This is a genomic window from Pseudomonas sp. FSL L8-0168 (genome assembly GCF_037976155.1).
GTDB lineage: Bacteria > Pseudomonadota > Gammaproteobacteria > Pseudomonadales > Pseudomonadaceae > Aquipseudomonas > Aquipseudomonas paracarnis.
Map to the genome: position 1 here is coordinate 295,678 of NZ_CP150262.1, position 24,866 is coordinate 320,543.

General features: G+C 61.8%; 18 protein-coding genes and 1 pseudogene. 8 read left to right on the forward strand and 11 right to left on the reverse strand.

Translation table 11 applies throughout. From position 1 onward, the window contains the following. Positions 1–22: 22 nt before the first annotated feature. The 3 genes and pseudogenes from MHH62_RS01265 to pvdM all read right to left on the reverse strand — a co-directional run bounded on the left by MHH62_RS01265 (position 23) and on the right by pvdM (position 3,561). Positions 23–895 (reverse strand): formylglycine-generating enzyme family protein, encoded by an 873-nt coding sequence (locus MHH62_RS01265; protein WP_014718817.1) that lies wholly within the window; start codon positions 893–895, stop codon positions 23–25. A 29-nt stretch (positions 896–924) separates the two neighbouring features. Continuing rightward, positions 925–2,193, reverse strand: a complete 1,269-nt coding sequence (locus MHH62_RS01270; RefSeq protein ID WP_020303054.1) for an aminotransferase class V-fold PLP-dependent enzyme — start codon at positions 2,191–2,193, stop codon at positions 925–927. Between the two features lie 18 nt (positions 2,194–2,211). Continuing rightward, positions 2,212–3,561 (reverse strand): annotated as a pseudogene (pvdM, locus tag MHH62_RS01275) (pyoverdine-tailoring dipeptidase-like protein PvdM). A gap of 142 nt (positions 3,562–3,703) precedes the next feature. On the opposite strand from pvdM, the gene MHH62_RS01280 reads away from it, so the two are divergent. Continuing rightward, positions 3,704–5,332 (forward strand): PvdJ/PvdD/PvdP-like protein, encoded by a 1,629-nt coding sequence (locus MHH62_RS01280; RefSeq protein WP_339232268.1) that lies wholly within the window; start codon positions 3,704–3,706, stop codon positions 5,330–5,332. Positions 5,333–5,349: 17 nt separating this feature from the next. On the opposite strand, the gene MHH62_RS01285 is transcribed toward MHH62_RS01280, so the two are convergent. Together MHH62_RS01285 and MHH62_RS01290 are read right to left on the reverse strand one after the other, a co-directional pair. Then, positions 5,350–9,117, reverse strand: coding sequence for a hypothetical protein (locus tag MHH62_RS01285; protein ID WP_339232269.1), 3,768 nt, complete (start codon positions 9,115–9,117; stop codon positions 5,350–5,352). A 174-nt stretch (positions 9,118–9,291) separates the two neighbouring features. Further along, complete coding sequence (locus MHH62_RS01290; protein ID WP_014718812.1) at positions 9,292–9,834, reverse strand: thioesterase family protein; 543 nt, start codon at positions 9,832–9,834, stop codon at positions 9,292–9,294. A gap of 109 nt (positions 9,835–9,943) precedes the next feature. On the opposite strand from MHH62_RS01290, the gene MHH62_RS01295 reads away from it, so the two are divergent. Further along, a complete protein-coding gene (locus tag MHH62_RS01295) occupies positions 9,944–10,915 on the forward strand; it encodes a helix-turn-helix domain-containing protein (RefSeq protein WP_339232270.1) in 972 nt (323 codons plus the stop codon). A 140-nt stretch (positions 10,916–11,055) separates the two neighbouring features. Here MHH62_RS01295 and MHH62_RS01300 read toward each other — a convergent pair whose 3' ends face one another. Both MHH62_RS01300 and MHH62_RS01305 read right to left on the reverse strand, forming a co-directional pair. After that, positions 11,056–11,403 (reverse strand): hypothetical protein, encoded by a 348-nt coding sequence (locus MHH62_RS01300; RefSeq protein ID WP_081036792.1) that lies wholly within the window; start codon positions 11,401–11,403, stop codon positions 11,056–11,058. Positions 11,404–11,548: 145 nt separating this feature from the next. Continuing rightward, on the reverse strand, positions 11,549–12,271 hold the full coding sequence (locus MHH62_RS01305) for a pirin family protein (RefSeq protein ID WP_014718809.1): 723 nt from the start codon (positions 12,269–12,271) through the stop codon (positions 11,549–11,551). Positions 12,272–12,452: 181 nt separating this feature from the next. On the opposite strand from MHH62_RS01305, the gene MHH62_RS01310 reads away from it, so the two are divergent. Further along, on the forward strand, positions 12,453–13,403 hold the full coding sequence (locus MHH62_RS01310; RefSeq protein ID WP_019816841.1) for a GlxA family transcriptional regulator: 951 nt from the start codon (positions 12,453–12,455) through the stop codon (positions 13,401–13,403). A 95-nt stretch (positions 13,404–13,498) separates the two neighbouring features. Beyond that, entirely contained in the window at positions 13,499–15,001 is a 1,503-nt protein-coding gene (locus tag MHH62_RS01315; RefSeq protein WP_014718807.1) for a winged helix-turn-helix domain-containing protein, read from the forward strand. Here the strand turns inward: MHH62_RS01315 and MHH62_RS01320 are convergent. Both MHH62_RS01320 and MHH62_RS01325 read right to left on the reverse strand, forming a co-directional pair. Further along, the gene (locus MHH62_RS01320; protein WP_014718806.1) at positions 14,948–17,710 is read right to left on the reverse strand and encodes a winged helix-turn-helix domain-containing protein; all 2,763 of its coding nucleotides are present in this window, start codon (positions 17,708–17,710) and stop codon (positions 14,948–14,950) included. The genes MHH62_RS01315 and MHH62_RS01320 overlap by 54 nt on opposite strands. A gap of 58 nt (positions 17,711–17,768) precedes the next feature. Continuing rightward, the gene (locus MHH62_RS01325; protein WP_014718805.1) at positions 17,769–18,167 is read right to left on the reverse strand and encodes an AraC family transcriptional regulator; all 399 of its coding nucleotides are present in this window, start codon (positions 18,165–18,167) and stop codon (positions 17,769–17,771) included. A gap of 205 nt (positions 18,168–18,372) precedes the next feature. Between MHH62_RS01325 and MHH62_RS01330 the strand changes: the two genes are divergently transcribed. Further along, a complete protein-coding gene (locus MHH62_RS01330; RefSeq protein WP_014718804.1) occupies positions 18,373–19,281 on the forward strand; it encodes a LysR family transcriptional regulator in 909 nt (302 codons plus the stop codon). A 255-nt stretch (positions 19,282–19,536) separates the two neighbouring features. Here the strand turns inward: MHH62_RS01330 and MHH62_RS01335 are convergent, their stop codons facing one another. Continuing rightward, on the reverse strand, positions 19,537–20,019 hold the full coding sequence (locus MHH62_RS01335; protein WP_014718803.1) for a copper chaperone PCu(A)C: 483 nt from the start codon (positions 20,017–20,019) through the stop codon (positions 19,537–19,539). Beyond that, on the reverse strand, positions 20,019–20,627 hold the full coding sequence (locus MHH62_RS01340; RefSeq protein WP_003191741.1) for an SCO family protein: 609 nt from the start codon (positions 20,625–20,627) through the stop codon (positions 20,019–20,021). Before MHH62_RS01340 ends, MHH62_RS01335 begins: the two co-directional genes overlap by 1 nt. Before the next feature lie 181 nt (positions 20,628–20,808). Here MHH62_RS01340 and MHH62_RS01345 point away from each other — a divergent pair, with 181 nt between their 5' ends. The 3 genes from MHH62_RS01345 to MHH62_RS01355 all read left to right on the forward strand — a co-directional run bounded on the left by MHH62_RS01345 (position 20,809) and on the right by MHH62_RS01355 (position 24,824). After that, on the forward strand, positions 20,809–21,192 hold the full coding sequence (locus MHH62_RS01345; RefSeq protein ID WP_003191740.1) for a DUF2946 domain-containing protein: 384 nt from the start codon (positions 20,809–20,811) through the stop codon (positions 21,190–21,192). Between the two features lie 62 nt (positions 21,193–21,254). Further along, on the forward strand, positions 21,255–21,800 hold the full coding sequence (locus tag MHH62_RS01350) for a putative natural product biosynthesis protein (protein ID WP_014718802.1): 546 nt from the start codon (positions 21,255–21,257) through the stop codon (positions 21,798–21,800). Between the two features lie 129 nt (positions 21,801–21,929). Further along, complete coding sequence (locus MHH62_RS01355) at positions 21,930–24,824, forward strand: RHS repeat-associated core domain-containing protein (RefSeq protein ID WP_339232275.1); 2,895 nt, start codon at positions 21,930–21,932, stop codon at positions 24,822–24,824. The last annotated feature ends 42 nt before the right edge of the window (positions 24,825–24,866 follow it).

Consider the following 24,866-nt stretch of genomic DNA (forward strand, 5'->3'; position numbering starts at 1 on the left):
TCCCCCTCGCTCCTACAAGGTATTAGAGTTCGCGTACTACCCGGAACCCAATCCAATCCCCCCGTGTTTGCGGGTAGATGTTGTTGCGATTGCCCGAGCGTGAAAACACCGGCGCCTCGCCCCAGTCATTGCCGCGAATCTGGTAGGCCTCGCAGTTGGGCTCCACCCAGGCACTGCCATCAGTTGGCGCGCCGACGTAGTTCGGATGCTCGCAATCAGCCACCCGCTCATACACATTGCCGTGCATGTCATACATGCCAAAGGCATTCGGTGGGTAGCTGCCCACGGGCGACGAATAGCTGTAGCCGTCCGCCGGGCCGTAGGTGTTGGCGTGCTGGGCGATGCTGTAGCCCTTGCCTTCGTCGAACGGGAAGGGGAACGGGCCGGTGGTGCCGGCGCGGGCGGCGTATTCGCGTTGGGCTTCGCTGACCATCTGGTACGTGTGCCCGGTCTTCTTCGACAGCCAGCTCACGTACTGCTTGATGTCGTCCATGTCCATGCACACCGCCGGCTGACGTGGCCCCTGGGGGTAGCGCGGCTTGCTGGCGATGCATTCGCGGCCGGGGCGGTCGTCGCCATTGGCGATCTTGACTCCGGTCTGGCGCACGTAGCTGTCCCATTCGCCGGCGGTGATGTGGAAGCGGCTCATGGCGAACGGCTTGGCGAAGGTCACGGCATGCATGGGGCCTTCGTCGGGCTCGCGGCCCACTTCGTCTTCCGGGGTACCCATGGTGAAGGTGCCGGCGGGCAGCACCACCATTTCCGGGCAGTCCTTGCAGTCTTTGAAGACCTTGCCCGGTTGTGGGGCGGCGGCATGGGCCAGGCCGGGCAGCAGGGCGCCGCACAGGGCGGTGAGTGCCAGTGCGGTGAGCGGTTTGAGTCGGGATGGCGTCATGGAGGCGTCTCGTTCAAAGGGAAAAGGGGTCATAACCGCTGGCTCAGCAGGGTCATGAAGCGCTGGATCTCATCGGAGTTGTTAAGCAGGCCCGGCGAGGTGCGAATCACCGGGCCAACGTCACGGTCCACCGCGTCCACCACCACGCGGTTTTTCATCAGGTAGGCCGCGACGGCATCGCTGTCCTGGTTCTTGACCCGAAAGAAGGTGAAACCTGCTGACAGCTCGGGGCTGCGCGGCGTGACCAGTTCGATCTGCGGGTGGGCCAGCAGTTGGTCCTTGAGTTCGGTGTTGAGGGCATGGATGCGTGCCTGCACCGCTGCCTTGCCCAGTTGCAGGTGCAACTTGAAGGCTTCGTCGGCGGCCCAGCGATGTTCGAAGGCGTGGTAGCCGCCTGGCGTCATGGTCGTGGCGAAGTTTTTGTCTTCGGAGAAGGTCGGAATCATCGGCGTGACGTATTTGTTTTCGGTCTCGCGGGCGCACACCAGGCCGGTGCCCCGCGGGCCGAACATCCACTTGTGGGTGCCAGCGATGAAGAAGTCGCAGTGCATAGCGGGGAAGTCGAGGTCTTCCACGCCGAAGCCGTGCACACCATCGACGATATAAAGCAGTCGGTCCGGCTCGTCGCGGTTGCGGTTGTGTTCGTCCACCAGCTTGCCGATCTCACCGATGGGCAGTTTTACGCCGCTGCCGGATTGCACCCAGGTCATGCCCAGTACACGGGTGTTGGGGCGAATGTTGCGCTGGATATTGCCCAGCACTTCATCGGCCGAGACCTGATTGGGGTTTTTGAACAGGCGTATCTTGCGAACCTGGGTCTGCTCCTTGCGTACCCGGAAGTCCAGGCTGAACTCGGTAGCGTAATGCTCATGCACCGTGGTGAGGATTTCCTGGTCGGCGCGCACCTTGATCCCGCCATAGATCATCGCCAGCCCTTCGGACGTGCTGCCGGTCAGGGCGATCTGCGCTGGCGTGGCGTTCAGGTAGCGGCCGGCCCACTCGCGTACCTGGCCCTCACGCTTCCAGGTTTCCTGCAGGTCCCAGTCCATGGCCAGGCCAGGGTTGCGGTCGATCTGTTGGCGGTAGCGTTCGATGGCCTCGCGCACGGGCCTGGGGTGCGAGGCCACCAGGAAGTTGGAAAAATGCAGGTAATTGGGGTCCTGGTTGAACAGTTGTTTCAATCCCGTCCATGGGTCGTTCGTGGCGGCGGCGACTGCCTGAGGCAGCAACGCGGTGCCCAGCGGCAGGCTCGCGGCAAAGACGCCGGCCTGCTTGAGAAATGTACGGCGGTCGGTCATGGACTTACTTCGTGGTGGTTAGCGGTTGGCCAAGGGTTTGGCGGCTTTTTGGACCTGGTCCCACACCCGCAGGAAGTTGCCTCCCCACAGCTTGGCGATATCGGCTTCGGAGTAGCCGCGCTGGATCAGTTCGGCGGTGACGTTGCGCACTTCGCCGACGTTCTCCCAGCCCTGGAGGCCGCCGCCGTCGTTGAAGTCCGAGGCAATGCCGACATGATCGATGCCGATCTTGCGCACGGTGTAGTCGATGGCGTCGCCGAGGTCCTTGAGGGTGGCCTTGGGCTCTTCCTCGAGAATGCCGTACAGCGCGCTGGCGTATTGGCCGAAGCGTTGCTCGGGCCAGGCGGCAATGATTGCATCGCCGGGCATCAGGGCCATGGCCAGATTCGGCAGTGGCGGCAGGTCGAACCGTGCGCGCAAGGTATTGAGCTTGTCCTGGGTCGGCTGGCTCAAGGGGCGCAGGTAGGCGGGGAAGCCCACCACCTGCACCACGCCGCCACTGTTCTTGATCAGTTGCAGTTCCTTGTCGCTGAGGTTGCGCGGGATATCCACTGACGCCCGAGGCGCCGAATGGGACGCCACCATCGGCGTGCGGCTCAACTGCGCGACCTGCTCCAGGGCCTTGGTCGACATCTGCGACACGTCGATGATCACCCCCAGGTCATTGAGGCGATGCACCGCTTGCTGGCCGATCGGCGACAGGCCTTCAAGGGCGTCGGGGGAGTCATTGAAAAACGGCAGCGGGCGCGACGAGTCGGACCAGGCGTTATTGCCGATGTAGCTGAACCCGAACATGCGCATGCCGCGTGCGGCCCACAGGTCCAGCTGGTTCAGGTCATTGCCCAGGGGGTAGGCGTTGAGCATGCTGATAAAAATCGCGAACTTGCCTTCGCCGTGCAAGCGGCGCATATCGTCCGGGGTGTAGGCGATGCCCACCTGGTTGGGAAAGTCGCGCACCATGCCGGAGATGATCTTGTAGCGCACCTCCTGCTCGTGGCGGGCCTCTTCGACAAAACCATCGGTGGGTTTGTGCGGAGCGTTATCGCCGTTCTAGATTTCCGGCCAGCCGAAGATCGTCAGCGCGGCGCCCGACAATCGGCCGCGGGCGGCCTTGGCCAGGTCGAACTGGCCGCTGCCATCCTTGTCGGCCTCATTGCCCGCCGTGCCGAAATCCAGGGGCAGGGTGATATGGCTGTCAAATGACAACAGGCGATCCTGCATTTCATTGGCCTGCTTGATCACCTCCAGCGGGTAGCCGGCGTTGCCCTTGAACCACTGATCCCAGACCAGCAAGCCAGCCCCGGCGCCGATAGCCAGGGCCAGCGGCAGGCCGATATACAGCGCCTTTTTCGAACGTGATTTTGTCATTGCCATCTCAGTCAGTTGAGGCCTTTGCTATCAGGGAAGGACGAGCGATGACGGGGGAAATTTAGGTGGCGGGGGCAGGGCGGTAAATTTCATCGGGTTGCAAACGTTCTAGCTCTGATCAAGCCGTTTCCTAAGGTAGCCAATGACAATCTCTCGACGTGGGTTCATCGCAGGCCTGGCGCTGACCGGTGCAGCGGTGCCTGCGGCCTTTTATGCCCATCGCGAGTTGACGCGGGAAGACGAGTTTCCCATCACCCCCGACGAAGCTACGGTCGACCTCGCTGACACCCAGGGCCAGCACCTGGCGAACACCCTGCGGGGCGTCTGGAGCCTGCGCCTGGAAGGCCGCGATGCGGGCCTTGCGGGCCTGCCGCTGCAAGGCTTGGAGCTGCTGCTGGACATCGCTCCCCGTGGGCGTGGCCTGCGCGGTTACCTGGACACCGCCGAGCAGCTGCGTGCGGACGGCGAGCCGCGCTACCGCGTCTTGGGTGATGTGCTGACGGGCGAGGGCGCCGTGCTCTATTGGCGCTTGATCGACCGCGATTCCGCCGGCGGTGTGCCGGCCTATGAATTCAAAATGACCCTAGATGAAGTCTGGGCCGATTTCAGCAATGCCGGCAGCGCCACCCTCAGCGGGCACATCCTCGATCTTGAGCGGCCCTTGGCGCTGACCGAACGCGACAACCGTTTTATCGCCCACAAACAACTGTTCCCCGAAGCCCGCCAGCGCATCGGTCTCAACCCGACCTTGCTGGCCTGGCTGGTTTCCCCCGAGCATCGGCTGTTTCACCAACTGTGGCACGCCACCCGCGATCAGTGGCACAAGCTCTCCGAAGAAAAACGCGAGGCCCTGCGTGGCATCGGCTGGCAACCCGGGCCCCGTGGCCAGGAGCGCGACGCCCGCGGCAAGCGCAAGGACCGCAATGGGTCGGGCATCGACTTCTTCTTCATGCACCGCCATATGCTTGGCACCGCACGCTCCATGCAGGACTTGCCGTCCTGGCCGCAATTTCCCGAGCCGCAACCGCCGTTGGAGCGTGATCGCCTGGGCTTTGTGCGCTACTTCGACAACCACGACGGTTTCGCGCTGCCGCCCTGTTGGTCAGCGCCGGATGATGCCGACTACACCCAGTGGGTCAGCGATATCAAGGCCGCCCAGACCTACCACAGCAATTTCCAGGTGTGGGAATCCCAATACCGCGACCCGCGTTACCTGGCCAAGTTGACCCTGGGCCAGTTGGGCTCGGAAATGGAACTGGGCCTGCACGACTGGCTGCATATGCGTTGGGCCTCGGTGCCCCGCGACCCGTCCAACGGCGCCCCGGTACCCTTCGCCCGTGACCCCGCGGACTTTGCCCCACGTTGGTATGCGCCGGAGAACGACTTTCTGGGCGACCCGTTTTCATCCCATGTAAACCCGGTGTTCTGGCATTTCCACGGCTGGATCGATGACCGCATCGAAGACTGGTTTCGCGCCCACGAACGCTTCAACCCAGGCGAGGTGAGCCGCCTGGAAGTCAACGGCGTAGCCTGGTTTGCACAGGGCCGCTGGGTTGAAGTAGGCGACCCTTGGCTGGGACCGGACACCCATGGCTGCAGTACCACACCGGGGCTGCAACGAGGGCGTTCGATGGAAATGGATCCGGAAGTCATGAAGCTGGCCCTGCGCATTACCTTCGGCGCCGATGAGGACGTGCTCAAGGGGTTGTTCAAGCGCGTGCCGCGGCGGCCGTGGTATGCCCGACATTTGAAGGTCACGCACACGCTTTAAAACGTGTTGCAGGCGCTCTAGGTCACCGATATCGCTGCCGAATACAGCCCGCTGACACTTCGAGGATCCCCTATCTTGTTGATCAGGTATAACTCGTTGAATTCAGACACCGTGTACCCATCGGCCTTTTTGAGCGGCTGGAACAAATGGCTGGTCTGGCCACTATTGAGTGCACGCTCCATACCGCTGCGCATGTCCGCCTCCTTGGAGAATTTGACGAGCCCGAAGTTGGGGTCATAGTAAAACCAGATCTTTTGGTCCTTCGTGATTTTGACGCCAGCGGTAACACCGTGCTTTGAATTGCTGATAAGAAAGGCTTTGGAGGTGGTGGCCGTTGCCAAATCCGAGATGATCCTGTCGCAGGTCGCACTGCGGGTGAGCTGCCCAGAGTGAAAATCATCTCTGAGGGTGTTTTGAAATCTCTCCAGGCTGTCGCGGAACCTTTCAGTATTAGGGTGTTTGGGGTGCGCCAGACTGAGGAAGAAGTTGCTGATCAAGGTGTTTTCCGAGCCATCGAGCATGGCCATAGCCATGGTATTCGCCAACGCGGCGCAGCCGCCCTCGGATGCAACGTTGACCTGGCTCAGGTAATACCCTTGCGGCATGGCGATCAAAGTGCCATGGGCGGCGGTCATGTCATCAGCGAATTTTCTGCTTAGCTCTAAGCTGGTTTCCATTGCTCGTTTTTGCAAATGCTTGAACAGAGCCCCGACTTCGGCAGACGTCAGCTTCGGGTCCAGTATCAGTTCGCGCAATTGATGCATTTTCATTGTCGGTGAGAAGCCGTTGATCCCGTCCGGAGCCCCCCTTGCGAGCGCCTCTTCAAACTGCAATTGTTCTGGCGTCGCGGGCTTGCCGGGCAATGGCTTTGTGGGCGGAATGAGCTTTTCGTAGAGTGTTTTGACTTTGCCTGGCAGCGCCTCCAGCTCGTCGATACGCCTGGACAGGCTACCCAGTACCTCGGGTGACGCGGTGGCGTCCGTGGCCAGTTTTTTCAACTGAGTGATGCCCAGCTCTGCTGAATAGCCAGAAATGCTGGCCGGGGCGAGCGTGTTGTACCCCTGATTGAATGCCGCGTGGCCTGTGGTGGTTGCTTTTGCTGCGTCAACTGCGTCGTTGAAGGCCTCCGGTATGGGTATGCCGGGTTTTGCCGGGTTGAACCAGTTGGCGACCCACTCGCTGAGGGTGCCGTTGATTTCACCCTGGGTTGCCAGGACTCTCGGCGTGAAGCCATTCACCGGCGTGCCGTAGGGTTGACGGGTGATGGGGTCGTAGTGGTGCCACTGATCGTTTTTGAATACCACAACACTATCAACTGTGCGCCCGCCGGAGGTGATCGAACCGAGCAATGCATTGCCATGCTCCTGGCTGATAGCCTTCAACCAATCATGGGCTTTATCCGTGTTTCGTATGTTGGCCAGCCACGCGGTGCTTTTGGTCAACCCTTTGCTCAGCAGGTTTGCGCCGCCAATGGCCAGGTCAGCCAACCCGTCCAGAGGGTTGAAGTTGCTCAAGGTGACCATGCCGATGACTTTGCCCGTTCGCGCAACCTTGGTGGCAAGGGATGCGGCACTGCCGGCGACCTTGGTGAGTTTGCCGATATTGGCCGCGCCCGCTGTGAGAAAGCCAAACACATCCAGGGCCAAGTCAAACCCGCCCTCGACGTTGTTGCCTTTTTTAAAGTTTTCAATTGCCGAGCGGAAAGGAATCAAGTTCATGAAGAAATCGTTTACCTGATTGATTTTCTCGTTCGCCAGGTCCTGGGTCGTCTGCCCTCTGGCGTATTTCTTGATATCCGGGTCATCGAGATTGAAATGCTCAACGAAGGCATCAGCAATGTCTTGCGTGCGGGCGGTAGCAAAACTATCAATAGCTGCGTCAGTTGCGCCGGCGCGTTCGTTTGCGTGGTCGGCACTGACGCTTTTGGGGACGAACACGCTGGTGTTGAACGCTACATTCGCCTCCCTGGATTCACGTTCTTTCAGCGCCCACATTTCAATGGGCACGATTTCGCCTTTGGTCGGGTCGATACGGTAGCCGCTGGATTGCCCGTCGCGTTCAATTTTCACCAGCAGGTTTTTTTCATACACCGGGTCGGACTTGCTCCAGAAACCCAACTCAGTGGATGAGTTTCGATAATACGTAACTTTGCCGTACTCAAAGTTTCTACGGTCTTCCAGGGGGAGCTGCGCGATCAGGTGTTTGACCGTCGTGGCGAGGGCGATCTTTTTCTTCTTGATTGTTTCCTCAAAGCGCTTTTCGAAGTTATCGCTCACACCAAATCGGTAGCGGGCGTTCAAGTCGTTGATCGGTACACGTTTGTTCGCGGCTTCAAAGAGATAGGGCAATCTCAGATCCATCATTGCGATGTCGAGCATCGAATGCAGGCCGGGTAGCCATGTGTGTGCCTTGTTCTGCCCTCTGCGCGGAATGTTGCTGGTCTTGATCAGTTTTTGTTTGAACAGATCACCCAGGTCGCCATACCGTTCCACCAGTACGGCCATGGCCATCTTTTCTCGGGTGGGCAATTCCAGATCCAAGGCGGCAGAGGCGCCTAGCATGTCCTGCTGTCGGGCTGTGAAGGTGGTTTTCAGGGTTTCCAGCTCTTGCACGGTGTATTGCGTGTCGTCCTTGCGGGCAATTACGTTATGGCAAACCCCCCAATCTACCAGCGCTGCTGTACGAGCTTGCGCAGCCGCCTCGGGTTGCGCCACCCTTGCATGTTCGCCTTCCTGCATCACTTGGGCAAACGTCATGTTCGGGACTTTCCCCGGCGTACTCGCTTCAATGCTCGCCACGGTAATGACCAGGTTCAGCCAGGCTGGGCTGCCGTGCCTCACGGAGGGCGGTATGTCTTTGATCAGGTAAACAGGGGCCTTCCTGGCCAGCAACACATACGCAGCCACTTTGGACAGCACAGGGCTGATCCTGCCACTGTCGACCAAATGCTTGCTCAACGTATCCAGCACTGTAGACGCGGGTTTGCCCCAGTGGCGCGCGTGCGCCAGGTCAAACCCCGCCACGTTATTACGTTGAGGGGCGGTAATGGATTCGGGGTCCAGTTGCAACTGAATGGCAGCCATCAGGTAGTCGGTGGCGCTGTTGGCAGTGGCGATACCGCCGGATTGCTCCTGCAGGTGTTTACCCAGCGTTTGGCCTGCGGAGGAACTGAGCAGGGCCTCCAGTGCTTGCGCGGGGTCACTTTGTACCTCGGGGGTTAGCGGGTGCTGGGCCAGCAAGGCATCCAGGGCGTTCAGGTAGTCAGACCTCATGGAGATAATGCGTAGTCGGCTCTGCTCAGCCTGGCTCAGGGGTATTGACCACGACAACGCGCCACCAAAATTACCCATCGGCTGCGTCAGGGCTTCCTGTTTCACCGTCTTTATCAGCTCGGTCAGCGAAAGTTGGGTGGTAGGTATCGGCCAGCCCTTGGCCCTGATAAAGCTCTCCAGTGTCGCGCCTTCACTGGGGCGCACAGGGAACGATGAGTCAGGATGAATATCCAGGGGGGCTCTCAAGGCAGCCAGTATCGCTTGAGGCGTGGTGTTCACATCCAATTGCTTCGCGATGTCTCCGAGTTTCGTGGTCAGCGTTTGCAGGTCGTGTCTGTCGCCGAACCCTTCCTTGTAGGTTTTCGGTGCAGGCGCGTGCGTCGCGCCAGCCAAGGCAGGGGGAGTGGTTAGCGGCTCGATCAGCGGTGGCTGGCGAGGTGGCCCATCGGGCTTGGTAGAGTGGAAAGGGACGTCATACCAGTGGGGGTTGGCTTGCTTGGTCGTACTGAGCATGGGCGGGGACCTGTAAGGCGAATATCCAATAGGCAAGTTTCCTGAGGAGTGCGTCTGAATTTCAGACGCATTGTTGGGTGAAGGAAAAAGCTGCGAGAGTTCCGCTCGGGCAAAGGATGGAGTGTGACCAATAGCGACATGCGGTTAGTCGCGTTTCGGTGGTCTGAACACCCTTCAGGCTCGCTCTTGTTCCCGTAATTGCGCACTCATCTCATCGCAACTGCATGACCAGTCGCTGAGCCATTGCGGCATCGGCGGCGAGGTGTCGTCCAACCCCAGCTCGCGGACGAACTCGGAAGGGGGCAGGGTGCCCTTGGCGGAGCGAAACAACCCACGCATCACCACCACGCCGACCACTCGCCCATTGCTGACGAAACGGTGCTCCATCAGGTTCCACTTGTGGTCCCAGCCGAGAATGCGAGTGTGCACTTCGAATGCTTCGAACAGCTTCAATTCCCGGCGAAACTTGCCCCAGGTATCGCCGACTATCGGCATGGCCTTGTGGCGCAGGGCCACGCGAAAGGCGCCGGTGCGCAGCACAAAATCCATGCGCGCCACGTCGGCCAGGGTGAAATATCGGCCATTGGTGACATGCCGGTTCAGGTCCAGATCCAGGGGCCAGACCCGCATGCGCACCACTGTGGTGGCCAGGCCATGGACCGGTTTGCGCCAGGGGCGGCGCAACAGCATATGCAGTAATCGAAACCAGAGATTCATAAAGACGCCAGACAGTTGATCAATGGCTGCACTGTACGGAGCCGGAATCGGCTAAGGTAGATGCGTAAATGACTTATTACATGCGAAAAGTGCAAGCTGGAGTTTTTACATGCACGTCACCTTGCTCCTGGCGGACCAATGCTCCGCTGCCAGTGCCACCCTGGCCATGGAAATGCTCAGCGCGGCCAATCTCTTCGCCGACAGCCCGCCCTTCGAGGTGACGCTGGCGTCCCTGGACGGCCTGCCGGTGACGGCGTGGGGCGGGCAATGCCTGCAAGTGCAGGGTTCACTGGCGCAGATCGCGCATACCGACCTGGTGCTGATTCCCGGTTTTCTCTTTACCCTCAAAGAAGCCATGCCGACGTTCGCCACCTACGGCCCCTGGTTGCGTCAGCAGCATGGGCAAGGCGCTGTGTTGGCTTCGATGTGCACGGCGGCGTTCATGCTGGCCGAGACGGGGTTATTACACGGCTTGCGTGCGACGACCCACTGGGCATTTGCCGGGTTCTTCCGGCGTCGATATGCCCAGGTCAGCCTGGATGAGCGGCAGATCCTCTGCGAAGAGAATCGGCTGGTCACGTGCGGTGGCGCCACTGCGGCGATGGATTTGATGCTGCACCTGATCCGCCGTTTCGGCTCGCCGGAGCTGGCTCATACCTGCGGCAAGTACTTGCTGATCGATGCCGGGCGCACCGAACAGTCGGCCTATGCGATGTGGTCGTTGCCCAAGAGCCACGGTGATGCGCAGATCCTGCGTGTGCAACACTGGTTGGAGCAGCACTTTGCGCAGTCGTTGGTGATCGACGAGGTTGCCCAGCGCTTTGGCTTTGGCGTGCGTAATTTCAAGCGGCGCTTCAAGGACGCCACGGGCTCTACACCGATTGGTTATCTGCAGAGCCTGCGTCTGGAGCGAGCCAAGCAGATGCTTGAGTCGACACGTATGACGCTCGATAGCATCACGTATGCTGTGGGTTATGAAGACAGTAATTCGTTTAGGCGGTTGTTTCAGCAGCGGGTGGGGATGCTGCCGGCGGCGTATCGCAAGAAGTTCCTGATCGCCCAGGGTGTGAAGACGACCTGATACACCCACGATCCCAATGTGGGCGTTGGCTTGCCTGCGATGGCGGCCTGACAGCGTGTGATGTAGAGACCTTGCCAATCGAAGACGAAAAAAAACCGGCTGATCAGGCCGGTTTGGGGTGTCCCGCCAACAGTGCGGGGTTATACGTGGGTGCTCAGCAGACGCTCGGCACCCCCTTCAGCCAGACCACGTTCCTGCAAGCGATCAGCACCGCCTTCAGCCAGACCACGTTCTTGCAAGCGATCAGCACCGCCTTCAGCCAGACCACGTTCCTGCAAGCGATCAGCACCGCCTTCAGCCAGGCCACGTTCCTGCAAGCGATCAGCGCCGCCTTCAGCCAGACCACGTTCTTGCAGGCGATCCGCGCCACCTTCGGCAACACGGGTTTCTATCAGGCGATCCGCGCCGCCTTCAGCGACAACCGGGTGGGCAAAAGCGTTTGCAGCGAGTACCGAGAAAGCGAGGCTAAGCAGGATTTGGCGTTTCATGATGGTGTGCTCCGAGTATTTAAGTTGGGTGCCGTTTGGCATGGGTTTGATGTTACGCGTTGCATTTTTTAAGAGAACTTCATTGCGCTGATGGTGACTATCGATGCCAACGATGGTCCCGCTGGCGGGACCATCACTGCGACCGTCATGGCATTTGCGGCAGTTCGTTGGGGCGCAGGTCAAACACCAGCACTTCGGCGTCTTCGCCATGGCTCAAGCGGATCTGGCGTTCGTCCCGTACGCGTACACCGTCGCCTTCCTGCAAGCGCTGGCCGTTAAGCTCAATGCTGCCGCGCGCCACATGGATGTAGGCGTAGCGATCCGGTGCCAGTTCCAGGCGGGCACTTTCGTCAGCGTCGAACAGGCCGGCATACACCCGTGCGTCCTGGCGCACTTTCAGCGAACCGTTGGCACCCTCTGGCGAGATGATCAACTGCAAGCGCCCACGTTTTTGCGCTTCAGTGAAATGCTCTTGCTGATAGCGCGGTTTGGCGCCGGCTTCGTTGGGCACGATCCAGATTTGCAGGAAGTGCACGCCGTGACGCTGGCTGTGGTTGAACTCGCTGTGGGCCACGCCGCTGCCCGCGCTCATCAGTTGCACATCGCCGGGGCGGATCACCGAGCCGGTGCCCAGGGTGTCTTTGTGCTCCAGCGCACCTTCGAGCACGTAGGAGAAGATCTCCATGTCGCGGTGCGGGTGCTGGCCGAAGCCTTTGCCTGCGGCGACGCGGTCATCATTGATCACCAGCAGGTCGGAAAAACCCTGTTCCTTGGGGTTCCAGTAGTTGGCGAATGAGAAGGTATGAAACGACTTCAACCAACCGTGATTGGCGGCGCCGCGTTCGGAAGCTTTGCGAAGGGTCAGCATGGTCCAGTCCTCAAGTGAGCGCGGGCTGCGAGATGCAGGGCGCTTGCGTTGAGAAGAAGGTTAATGGTTAACGAATGATTGATTAAGAAGATGAAAATAGAATAACTGTCGCTTTCAGGTTGACAGTTAAAGTCGTGCCATAATGCTCGCCGCACTCCTTCTCGATGGACATTTCCCGCTTATGAAAACCGTGGCCATGGCGCTGTTCCCGGACTTCCTGCTGCTCGACATGGCCGGGCCGCTGGAAGTGTTTTCGATTGCCAACCGCTACCTGCCAGCGGCCGATCACTACCAGATCCTGACCATCGGCACTGAGCCCGGCCCGTTGCAGGCCTCCAATGGCGTGAGCGTGCAGACCGACCTGCTGTTGGAACAGGCCCAGGCGGCTTATGACTTGCTGTTGGTGCCGGGCGGCCCCGGCGCCTATAACGAATGCCACCCCGCGCTGTTGCCGTGGCTCAAAGCTGCGGCGCCACGGGCTCGGCGTATTGGCTCGATCTGCACCGGCGCTTTTGTGCTCGGCCACGCAGGCTTGCTCGACGGGCACCGCGTGACCACCCATTGGCACTACACCGAGCGGTTGATCAAGGCGTTTCCCAACGCCATCGTCGAAACCGACCGCATCTATTTGCAGGACGGGCGCCTGATCACCTCTGGGGGCGTCACTGCGGGTATCGACCTGGCCCTGTCGGTCGTTGCCCAGGACCATGGCAAGCAAGTGGCGGTGGACGTAGCCAAGGTGCTGCTGGTGGTGATGAAACGCCAGGGCGGCCAGGCCCAGTTCAGCCCGATGACTGCCGCCGTGGCGCCCCAGGAAACCCCGATCACCCGTGTGCAGAACCACGTCCTGGCGCATCTGGATCAACCCTTTACCATCGAGTCCATGGCTGAGTTGGCCGGGATGAGCGCGCGCCACTTTGCGCGGCTGTTCGCCAAGGACGTGCAGATGACGCCCATGGCGTTCCTGCAGGGCGCGCGTATCGACCGGGCCCGGCACCTGCTGGAAACCACCGACCTGCCGCTCAAGACCGTGGCCTTCCACGCCGGCTTTGGCAGCGTGCGGCATATGCGCTTTCTGTTCAGCGAAAAGCTCGGGCTGAACCCTACCCAATACCGACAACAGTTCAGTTAACGACACCCTGTCCGTCTCAGGCACCCGATTGTCCGTATTGCTCCCCGTGCCAGCATTGTCCTGTCATCGCCAACTGGCAAGATAGCGTCGAGCCCATGGAAAAGGATGCGCAGGCACTCAAGCACGGGTGTTTCAGCGCTGTGACGGACATGCAAAATGGTACGGCGGTGAGCTTTGGCCCCTACACCTTTCATCGGCAGCAGCGCCTGGTCAGCAAGGCGGGTTGGCCGGTGCCGCTGGGCGGGCGAGCCTTGGATATTCTCGCGGTACTGCTTGAAGCGCCCGGGCACTTCATCAGCAAGGCGACCTTGATCGAACGGGTGTGGCCCAACAGCGTCGTCGAGGACAGCAACCTGCGCGTGCACATCGCCGCGCTGCGTCGTGCGCTGGACGGCCAACGCTGGATCCTCAATCACCCCCAGCGCGGTTACTGCTTCGCTGCGCCTGCGCAGGACGCGCTGCCGACGCTGCTGCCTCAGCACAACCTGGCTGCACGGCTCAGCCCGGTGTGGGGGCGTGATGAACTGGTGGGCGTGCTGGCGCGACGGTTGGCCGCGCAGCGGTTGCTGACCCTCACCGGTGTGGCCGGCATTGGCAAGAGCACGCTGGCCCTGGCCCTGGCCGAGCGGGTATTGCCGCGTTATCGCGACGGCGTATGGTGGGTCGATATGGCCGCTGTGCAAGCGCCAAGCGAGCTGCTCGATAACCTGGCCAGGGTCTTGCTGTTGCATTCGGCGCCCGCCAGCCTCAACGAACTGGGCCGGCGTCTGGCATCGCGTCAGTTACTGCTGATACTCGATGGCGCCGACCTGCTGCTGGGCGCGTGTCGACAGCTACTGCGTGCGCTGCGTGAGATGGCGCCTGGCATCAGCGTGCTGATCACCAGTCGTGAAGCCTTGTTGGCCCCTGGCGAGTGGGTGGTGCGCGTGCCTCGGCTGGCGATGCCGGCGCCGTCGGCCAATGTCGAACAGGCGATGGCCTGTCCTGCGGTGCAACTGTTCGTGGCGCGCGCGCGTGCCAATCAGCAGGGGTTTGATTTGCGGCCTCAGGATGTGGCGCCGCTGCGCGACCTGTGTCGGCGCCTGGATGGCCTGCCGTTGGCCCTGGAATTGGCGGCGGCCCAGGTGGATGCGTTGGGCATCGGCGGTGTGCAGATGCAAGTACGCACGGGCTTGCAAGTGCTGGCCCGTGGGCGCCGCACGGCGGTGGCGCGCCATCGATCACTGACCGCGGCCCTGGATTGGAGCTACGAGCGCTTGAGCCTGCCGCAGTGCTGGCTGTTTCTGCAATTGAGTCTGTTCAAGATGGCAGTCACCTTACCCACCCTGAGTGACCTGGTGGCCGGTACCGAGCTCGAACATGCCGACCTGTCTTACCTGCTGGCGCGCCTGGTCAACGTCTCGCTGCTGAATGTCGAGCCCGGCCTGGGCCCGCCGCGCTATCGCCTTCTCAACTGCGTGCGCAGCTACGCCTTGGGGCAACTGCGGGACCCGCGCCAGGTCGAGCGTTTGCAACAAGGCTATGCGCCTTGCCTGGGCGCGTTCTCAGGCCGGCCGCTTGTCCTGCAACTCGTCGAGCAGGCAGCGCACGCGCAGTAGATCCCGGGTGGCGAAGCCTTCGCTGAAGCGTGCATGGATTGAACTGAGCAAGTCCCTGGCGAGCTGAATGCGCCCTTGCTGTTGCCACAGTAGCGCCAGGGATGCGCCGCAGCGTAGCTCCCAGGCCAGAGCGCCTTGCTGGTGCGCCAGGCCCAGCGCCTCCAGCAGCAGGGTTTGCGCGGCGTGCTCATCCTCTAGCTGCAAGGCGTACACCCGCAGAATCTCCGGGGCGCACCAGCCCGCAGCTCCACTGCGCGCGCGTTCCAGGGTTGGCACATCCACAGCATGGGTGCCGAAGGTGATCAAGGTGTCTTGGATCAGGCCCAGGCCCTGCCAATCCGGTTGGCCAAGAATACCGGCGTAATGCCCGGCCCAGGTCTGGAACAACTGCACCGAATGCTTGTGCGATTGCTCCAGCAGCAGCCTTTGCAGGGCTTGGGCGTCGTCTTCGGCGCCGTTGTAGCGGGCGATCACCACTCCAGCCAGGGCCAGGGTGTAGCAGATCGAGGTGCCGTGGTTGATCTGTAGCGCCAGCTCCAGCGCCTGGCTGGCGGTGCGCCAGGCGCGCTCGGGAAAACCCTGTAACCACAGGATTCGCGCCAGCACGGTCAAGGAGGCGACGCTCTGGTCGTATTGCACGCCAACCCCGAGGGCAAAGCGGTTCACGTGACCACTTTGGGACATACGCTGCAGCACCTGCTCGGCGTGGTGCCTGGCAAGAGCCTGGTTCCCGGTGTAATGCTGGCCCAGCGCACGCAGCCGCTGGGCGCTCAGGTCCAGCAACGGCTCGGTGCGTGGGTCCAGGCGATCGAACTGCAGGCTCAGCTCCTGCGCTGGGCCATAGCGCCCGGCGCACAGGTTCACCGCCATCAGCCCGGAGACCGCGCGCAACTGGCCTGCACGGTCCTGGTGCATCTCGGCCAGGCGCGCAGCCCCCTCAAACGCCGCGATGGTCCGAGGCGCAGCGCCCATGGCGTGATAGGAGAGGCTGCCCAGCGCCAATTGCAGTTGCAGGGTCAATTGCGTGCAGGGCGCGCTGACCTGGCCGATCAGCGCCAGCGCCTGGTCCACATAGCCGCCGTGCTCACGCAGCAACGACAATTCTTGCCACAGCGGCATCGCGCTGACCGTCAGGCGGATAGCCAGCAACTGCGCACCGCCCTCGGCAAAGCCCCAGTCGAGGGCGGCACGCACGTCTTCGCGCAGCGGTGCGTAACGGTCGATCCACGGCTGTGTGGCGATCAAATCCCAATCGCCCTGGGCCTGTTCCATCAGTGCCAGGCAGCGGGCGGCGTGGCGCTCTCGCGTGGCATGCAGCTCGCAGGCTTGGCTGAGCTTTTCCAGGGCATAGGTGCGGGTGATGTCCAGCAGGCGATAGACCATCTCGTCATCGCTGGCCTCCACATTCAACAACGACTTGGCCACCAGTTGCGTAATCGAGCCCAGCACTTCGGCGGGGGCCACCTGCTCTCCGGCGATTACCGCCGCTGCGCTGGCCAGGCTGAAGCCGCCACGAAAGACCGCCAGGCGGCGCAGGCAGATTTGTTCGCACGCGGTGAGCAGGTCAAAGCTCCAATCGAGCGTGGCGCGCAGGGTCTGCTGGCGAGGCAGGGCACTGCGTCGCCCACGGGTCAGCAGGCGAAAGTTGTCTTCCATCTGCACCAGCAGGCCCGGCAAGCCAAACCGTTCGATTTGCGCCGCCACCAGTTCTATCGCCAGGGGAATGCCGTCCAGGCGCTGGCAGATATCAATCGCCAGGGGCAGTTCAGCGTCGCTGAGGGCAAAGCTTTCCTGGTGGGACATGGCGCGCTCGATCAGCAATTGCATGGCCGGGTAACCCAGGGCCTGGGCGCGGTTGCCGGTGGCGGGCGGGCAGGCCAGCGGTTCAAGGCGCTGCACATGCTCACCTTCGGCGCGCAGGGCTTCGCGGCTGGTGGTGAGGATGTGCAGGTGCGGTGCATGGCGCAACAGGGTTTCACTGATGAGGGCAATGTCGTCGAGCAGGTGCTCGCAGTTGTCGATCACCAGCAGCATCTGGCGTGCCTGCAGGTTGCGGGCGAGGCTGGCCAGGGACGCATTCTCGCCCGGCGTCAGGCCGAGCAGGGCGGCCAGGTTGGGCAGGATCATGGACGCTGCACTGAGCGGCGCCAGGTCCAGCAGGTGAATACCGTCGCGGTAATGCCCAATCAGCAATTCCGCGACGCGCAGGGCGACGGTGGTCTTGCCGATGCCACCGGCGCCGGTCAGCGTGATGAAGCGTTGCTGCGGCAGTTGTTGTACCAGGGCGTCGATCAGCGCTTGGCGGCCGATCATGCGTGTGCGGCGCAGGGGCAGGTTATGGCTGGGGCGTTGGGGCGCGCCGTCGGTGGGCAGCGTCATGGGTTCGATGCTCAGTGGCGCAACAAAACTGTAGCCGCGCTGGGCGACCGTGACGATATAACGCTGCCCGGCCTGGCCGTCCCCCAGTGCCTTGCGCAACGCCGCCATGTGCACCCGCAGGTTGCCGTCTTCCACCACGCTTTTGGGCCAGACTCGCGCGATCAACTCCTGTTTGCTCACCACATTGCCGGCGTGTTCCAGCAGGATCAGCAGAATGTCCACCGCCCGCCGCCCCAGGCGCAGCGGCCGGCCGGCCTCAAGCACCAGGCGCTGGCGCGGGTGGATGCGGTAGGGGCCGAAATGCACGGCCTGGTCGCTCAAGTCATTCATGGCTGCCCAGGTTCTGGAGGAAGGAAGCGGCCAGCATATTCCAGGTACGTGCAGACCACTAGGCAGCGATCACATCAGGTTTGCTACGCGAGTGGTGGTTTCGCCAGGTCATCGGGTTGACGCCTTCGCTGCGGGTGAACATATGGCAAAAGTGCGCCTGGTCGCAAAAGCCACATTCCAGGCTGATCTGCGTGAGGCTCAGGGACGAGCCGGTAATCAATTCCTTGGCGCGCTGGATGCGTTGCTGGCGAATCCATTCCTGGGGCGACAGCCCGGTGGTGCACTTGAAGGCGCGGGAAAAATGGCTGCGCGACAAGGCGCAGGCCTGGGCCAGGTCGGCAATCGCCAGGCTTTCGCCGAGGTTGGCGAGGATCAGTTGCTTGGCGATACGCTCACGCCGGGGGCACAGGCCGCCGGTGGGAGATAACCGGGGGGCATATTGCTCGAGTCGGGCCATGACAAATATCCGCAGTCGATGGGAACGTTCCCGGTGGATGGGTGCAGTGTAGACGCGCTTTATCTTGTTGCCCGAGTGCCTGGCTGACGAGTTAATCGTTGTTAATTTCGCCAGGTGCGGTGCTGGAAAAGACAGCACAGCTATGCAATCCCAGGCGTGCAGTGCATGCTTCCCTGGCCCTCTGGAAAACGTTTGGATAGCACCCATGAACCGCAACGATCTGCGCCGCGTCGATATGAACCTGCTGGTGATTTTCGAAGCCTTGATGTTCGAGAAAAACCTGACCCGGGTCGCCGAAAAACTGTTTATCGGCCAACCGGCAGTGAGCGCTGCATTGGGCCGCTTGCGCGATTTGTTCGATGACCCGTTGCTGCTGCGCAACGGCCGTGCCATGGAACCCACGGCGCGTGCACTGGCGATACTCAAGGAGCTGCAACCGGCCATGGACACCATCTCGGGCGCCGTCAGCCGTGCCAAGGATTTCGACCCCTCCACCAGCTGCGCGGTGTTTCGCATCGGTTTGTCCGATGATGCGGAGTTCGGGCTGTTTCCGTCGTTACTCAGCCGCCTGCGCGAAGAAGCGCCGGGCATCATTGTGGTGGTGCGCCGGGCCAATTACCTGTTGATGCCTTCGCTGCTGGCCAGCGGAGAAATTTCCGTGGGGGTCAGCTACACCACCGACCTGCCGGCCAATGCCAAGCGCAAGAAGCTGCGCGATATCCCCTGCAAGGTCCTGCGCGGGGATGACGGCGAGGCGCCGCTGACCCTGGATGATTACTGCGCAAGGCCCCATGCGATGGTGTCGTTCTCTGGCGACCTGAGCGGCAATATCGACCTGGACCTGGCCCGCATCGGCCGCTCGCGTCGGGTGGTGCTGGCGGTGCCGCAGTTCAGTGGGTTGCGGGCGTTGCTGGCGGGGACGCAGATTATCGCGACCGTGCCCGATTACGCCGCGTGCGCATTGACCGAAGGCACACGCCTGCGCGCCGAGGACCCGCCGTTTGCGATTGATGCGGCGGAGCTGTCGATGGTGTGGAGCGGGGTGCATGACAACGACCCGGCGGAGCGTTGGTTGAGGGGCAGGATTGCGGAGCATATGGCGCGGGACGTGTGATGGAGCTGACTCCTCTCCACCTGACACCTCACAGGGCTATGTACTGCCCGCAGAATCAGCGCCAGACGAAGTCCTTGTGGGAGCGGGCTTGCCCGCGAAGGCGGCCTGATGGTCGACACAGTTATACCGAGTACATGCCCCCACCACTCGGCACCCCGCCTGCGTTCGGCCAGCGTGGTTTAACGGGGCGCCTGAGATCAAGCTCAAAAGCAGCTCGCTTACGCGGGAGAAAAGGCCGTAGGTTTAATCGCCTACTCAATGCATCTTGCTATGGTCCATTTTGCTATGGTCCATGCCATCCAACCCACGGGCTGTCGCTTTCACTTCGACAGCCTGCTTTTCCCCCTTGGCATCTTGCACCGTCAGGGTCAGCGGTACCTGGTCGCCTTCCTTGATCTGGCCGGTCAGGCCCATCAGCATCACGTGGTAGCCGTTCGGGTCGAGCTTGACGGTTTTGCCGGCAGGCAGGGCCACCGAGTCCACTGGGCCCATGCGCATCACGTCGTCCTTCATGCTCATCTCATGAATCTGTACGTCTTTGGCGACCGGCGAGGCGACGCTCAGCAGTTTGCTGTCGCTGTCGGCGGTGAGGGTCATGAAGGCGCCGCTGGAAGGCTGGCCGGGTACGGAAGCGCGTACCCAGGCGTCGGTTACTTGTACTTGGGCGCTGGCGTGGGCGGCGAGGCCCAGCAGGGTGAGGCCGAGGGTGAGACGCTTGAGGTGTTGAACGGCAGTCATTAGCAGACCTCCATGACGGTGAGCAGATCTTCTGCGCACTCTTGAGCGGTAAGGGATGCCTGCAAGCCAAGGCGCAGGTTGCCACGGGTGTCGAACACGAAACTGGTGGCGGTGTGGGAGAGGGTATAGGTGTCGCCGGCGGGGATCTTTTCATAAAAGATCCCGAACTCCTTGGCGGCCACGGCGATTTCTTCCGGGGTGCCGTAGAGCGCTTCGAAGCTGGGGTCGAAGGCCTTGACGTAATTGTTGAGAATCTCGGGGGTGTCGCGCTCGGGGTCCAGGGTGATAAACACCACCTGCATGATCTTGCCATCGCGGCCCATCAGTTTCTTGGCTTGGGCGGCGCGGGCCAGGGCGGTCGGGCAGACGGCCGGGCACTGGGTGAAGCCGAAGAACACCACCGGCATGAGGCCGCGGTACGAGCTCAGGGTGACGGTTTCGCCGTCGGTGTTCTTGAGCTTGAAGGTACGGCCCATGATCTTGTCACTGAGGTCCTTGCCGTACTTGAAGTTCAGCTTGGGGCTGTAGTCACAGCCGCCCAGCAGGCTGCCCAGGCCCAATAGGCCCATGCCGGTCAGCACTTTGCGGCGGGTGAATAACGTACTCATCAACTGTGCATCCTGTGAAACGCCTGTAGGGCCGTGGAGCTGCTCCGCCAGGCTTTGAAAAGGAGTAACGAGAAGGGGACAGAGTCTAGCAACCCTGGCCGGCGCGCGTAATCTGCGACGTTCTGCCACAGGGGCGCGGCGCATTTCGTCCTTTTATGGCTTCGGTGGTAGAGTCGCCGCCATGAAATTGCGCCACTCTGACCGCTCACTGATCGCCTGGGCCCTGTACTTCTGCGTGCTGATGAACCTGTTCGCCTGCGGTTTGGGGCATGGCCAGATGATGGGGCAGCAGCTCAACGGCATCGGCGGGCTGTTCTGTTCTGTGGACGGCGGGCAGTCGCCCATTTCCGACAAAGGGTTGGCAAACCCGTCTTCCAGCAACATCTCGAACTACTTTGCCTGCCCGGTGTGCAACGCGGTTACCGTCGCCCTGGTGTTCCTGATCGGCCTGGCCTGGCTGCTCGGTCTTACGCAAACCCCACGTGTCGCCCATGAGCGGCGCAACAAGGCGCCTCCGCGCTATTCCTGGCCCTCGGCCAACCCCCGCGCTTCTCCCGCATCCTGACGTGTGCCTTGGGCTTCCTGTGACCAGGAGGCATTCTCTCGTCACGATTGTGAGAACACTCTATGAACCCTCAATTGCCTGCCGGCGCCAGCCGCCTGGTCAGTAAGGCGTCGCGGCGCCTGCGTGCGCAACCGGCGCTGCCTGATTACCCGAGTAATTCGCGCTGCTTCGTGCACCTGGATGCACGCCTGCTGCCTCACTGGCATACCTTGTTCGACATCTGTCCGGCGTTGCTCAAGCTCGACCCACCGGAGGGCTTGAACCTGTTTCGCGCCTTCATGACCTGGGCCTATCGCAACCAGCCGCCGCTGGACTGGACCTACCATCTGAACGTATGCCGCTGGTTGCTGAGTTCGGCGTACCGCACACAGATTGATGAGGAACCGATCGAAGCCTTCATGGCCGCCGCTGCTGCGCGCTGGGTGCTGACGGACGACAGCCCGTCGGCAGGCATTGTCCTGAGCTGGCGCGATTGCACGCTGTTCGACTGGAAGCATCACCCTTCGATAGCCGCGCCGCGACCGGCATTGCCGCCGCCCGCCTGGGACTTTGCCTGGTGCCCGTTGGATGCCCAAGGCGCTTTCAGCGGTTGGCTGCCGGTGCCATGAAGCGCCGCGTCCGGTAAGCCTCACGACACCCTCGGAAGCGCCGCACACGGCGCAGCGTGCGGGGCCCGCAGGCTGGCACCGACTTGATGACTAGGCTCTAGGCTTCTTTGGTTTTCAGGTCATCAGGTTATGTCTTCTTTGCATCACAACACGCCCACGCTGACGGTGGTCGACCCGCGAGGGTTGACCGTGCGCAGCGTGGCGTACCCTCGCAATACCGCGCAGCAATCACCCAGCGCGCAGGTCACGCGGCAGGTGTTCGACGCTCGCGGCCTGTTGCAGCAACAGTGGGACCCCAGGTTGTTTGAGTTGCACGCTGCCGACCCCGACGTGCCGCCCAATCTGTCTCATCGTTATAGTTTGGGCGGGCAAGTGCTGAGCACCGACAGCGTGGATGCGGGCCGTCAGACGCGCTTGCTCGGCAGTGGCGGCCAGGTCGTGCAACAGTGGGACAGTCGAGGCACGCGCCAGCGGTTCGAATACGACCCGTTGCTGCGCCCCGTGGCGGTATTCGAGCGCACGGAGGAGGTGGCGGTTGAACGCTGTGTCGAGCGCATGAGCTACGCGGGCATGACGTCTACGGAGGCGGCGCGCAATCGTTGTGGGCGCATGATTCGTCACGATGACCCGGCAGGCACGTTGCTCGTTGAGCGCTACGACGTGCAAGGCAACATCACCGAGCAAACCCGGCGCCTTTGCACGTCGCACACCGCGCCCGACTGGCCGCTGCCCATGAGTGAGCGGGATGCACAGTTGCAAGCCCAGACCTTCACCACCACTTGGCAGCACGATGCGCTGGGGCAACGTCTGGAGCAGGTCGACGCGCGCGGCAATCGCCAGCAATCTCAATACGGTGTCGACGGCCAATTGACGAAAAGCGAGATTCTGTTCAAAAGCGGAGCGCGCAAGACCCTGGTGGATCAACGCAGCGTCAACGCCTCGGGCCAGGTGTTGAGCGAACGCCTGGGTAATGGCGTGGTCAGCGTTGCCGAGTATTCAGACACCGATGGACGTTTGACACGCTTGAGCGCCCACCTCAAGGATTCGGCAGGCAAGCGCCTGCAAGACCTCTTCTATAGCTACGACCGGGTCGGCAATGTGTTGCGCATCCGCGATGCGGCGCAGCCGACCCGCTGGGCCAGCAACGTGCAGGTGGAGGCAGTAAGCACATTCGAATACGACAGCCTGTCGCGATTGATCAAGGCCACTGGCCGTGAAAACGCGCGCAATACTGGCGCATCCGCACTGCCGGGCCGAATCACGTTCGGCGCCACAGACGACAGTCTCTGGGGCAGCTACACCCGCCACTATGCCTACGACTCGGCCGGTAATCTGACGCAGATGCGCCATGTGCCCAGCACCGGCAGCGGTTATACCCAACGGATGCAGGTGGGCGAACACAGTAATCACAGCGTGATTGCCCGCGAGGGCGCAAAGGCGCCGGGCCTGGGTAACGGCTTTGACCAACGTGGCAATCTTCAGGCTCTGGCGCCTGGTCAGGCATTGACCTGGAATGGGCGCAACCAGTTGGTTCGCGTCGCGCAGGTGCTGCGTGACAATGGCGAACATGACGATGAGGTGTATCTGTACGACGGCGCCGGCCAGCGAGTCATCAAGCGTCGCGTGGCTCATGGCAAGACGCAGGCTCACACCCATGAAGTGCTTTATCTGCCAGGGCTGGAGCTGCATCGCCACGGGCCGGATGGCGAGTGGTTGAACGTGATGCTCGCGCCGGGCGGGCGCCATTCGGTCAGAGCGCTGCAGTGGGAGCAGCAGCGCCCCGAGGAGATGCAGGACGAGCAACTGCGCTTCAGTCTCGACGACCATTTGGGCAGCGGCACCCTGGAGCTGGACGAGGCAGCCGGCCTGTTGAGCCAGGAAAGTTATTACCCTTTCGGCGCAACCGCCTGGTGGGCGGCAAAAAGCGCCTTGGAGGCGAACTATAAAACCCGACGTTATTCGGGCAAGGAGCGCGACGCCAGCGGGTTGTATTACTACGGCTTCAGGTACTACGCGCCGTGGTTGTTGCGGTGGATCAGCGCTGACCCGGCGGGGGATGTGGATGGGTTGAACCTGTATACGATGGTGGGGAACAACCCCATGGGTTATGTAGACGAAGACGGTTTGCAGCGCCGCTCGATGCTGGAGGTGGTGACGGTTCTGCTCCTGGTGTTGTTGATCGGGCATGGGATTGGTATAGAGGTTGGATACAGGGTTGAGCTGGCTTACTTTGGGCTGATTTCAGGAGTGGTGGGTGTCGCCTTTTACGCGCATCAACGGCTCAGCACTACTGAAGTTCGGCGCAGAGCGTTCTATGCGCAGTCCGCATTGGCCGGTGCGCAAGAGCTGGGCCATCGGCATGGCGCTACCGAACATGAAGTCAGCGAGTTGGCGGACTTTTTCCTGGAACACCGACTGGCCACCGCAGACACTAAGCGCCTGTCCTACGGACTGACGCCGGCAGCGCGGGGCGGGCTCTATGGGTACATTGGGCCCACCGAGCACCGGGAGCAGGCTGAAATAGCCTCACAAACGGAGCGTAACCCTAGTTTTACGCTTGCGAGGTTGGGGTTTGTCGGGATAGAACTTCGTGCCCCGGCACGCAAGGTGGGCGCCGGCCCGCTTCCTGCGGCTGGGCTGACCCACACCGAAGTACAACCGCAAACCAGGGTCACGAGCGTGGGTCGCCGAGGCTCCGCTTCTGAAGAGCCCGCCGCGCCACCGGTAAGCTCAGGACCTTCCTCCGGGCTGGAACCTGAGCGACTCGTGATTGACGTTGAGCCTGTTCTCAATGAGCTGCGTGGCGTAGGAGGAGGGATTATCAGGAATGTGATCAACCGCCTGGAAGCGCGCACCCTGGACTTTCATACCGGGCATGCCATGGCGGGCGGGCAGAATGTCCGTAGTTTTGACTTGCCGGGCTATCGCGGGCAGCGCGGTCGTGGCGCCTATCGGGTGATGATCCAGCACGTCAGTGGGCTTAACTATCGGGCGGTCAGGGTGATGAACCCTCACCGCCGTTAATACGCTTAACGTCAGGCCAAAGAGCACGGGCCGTGTAACGGC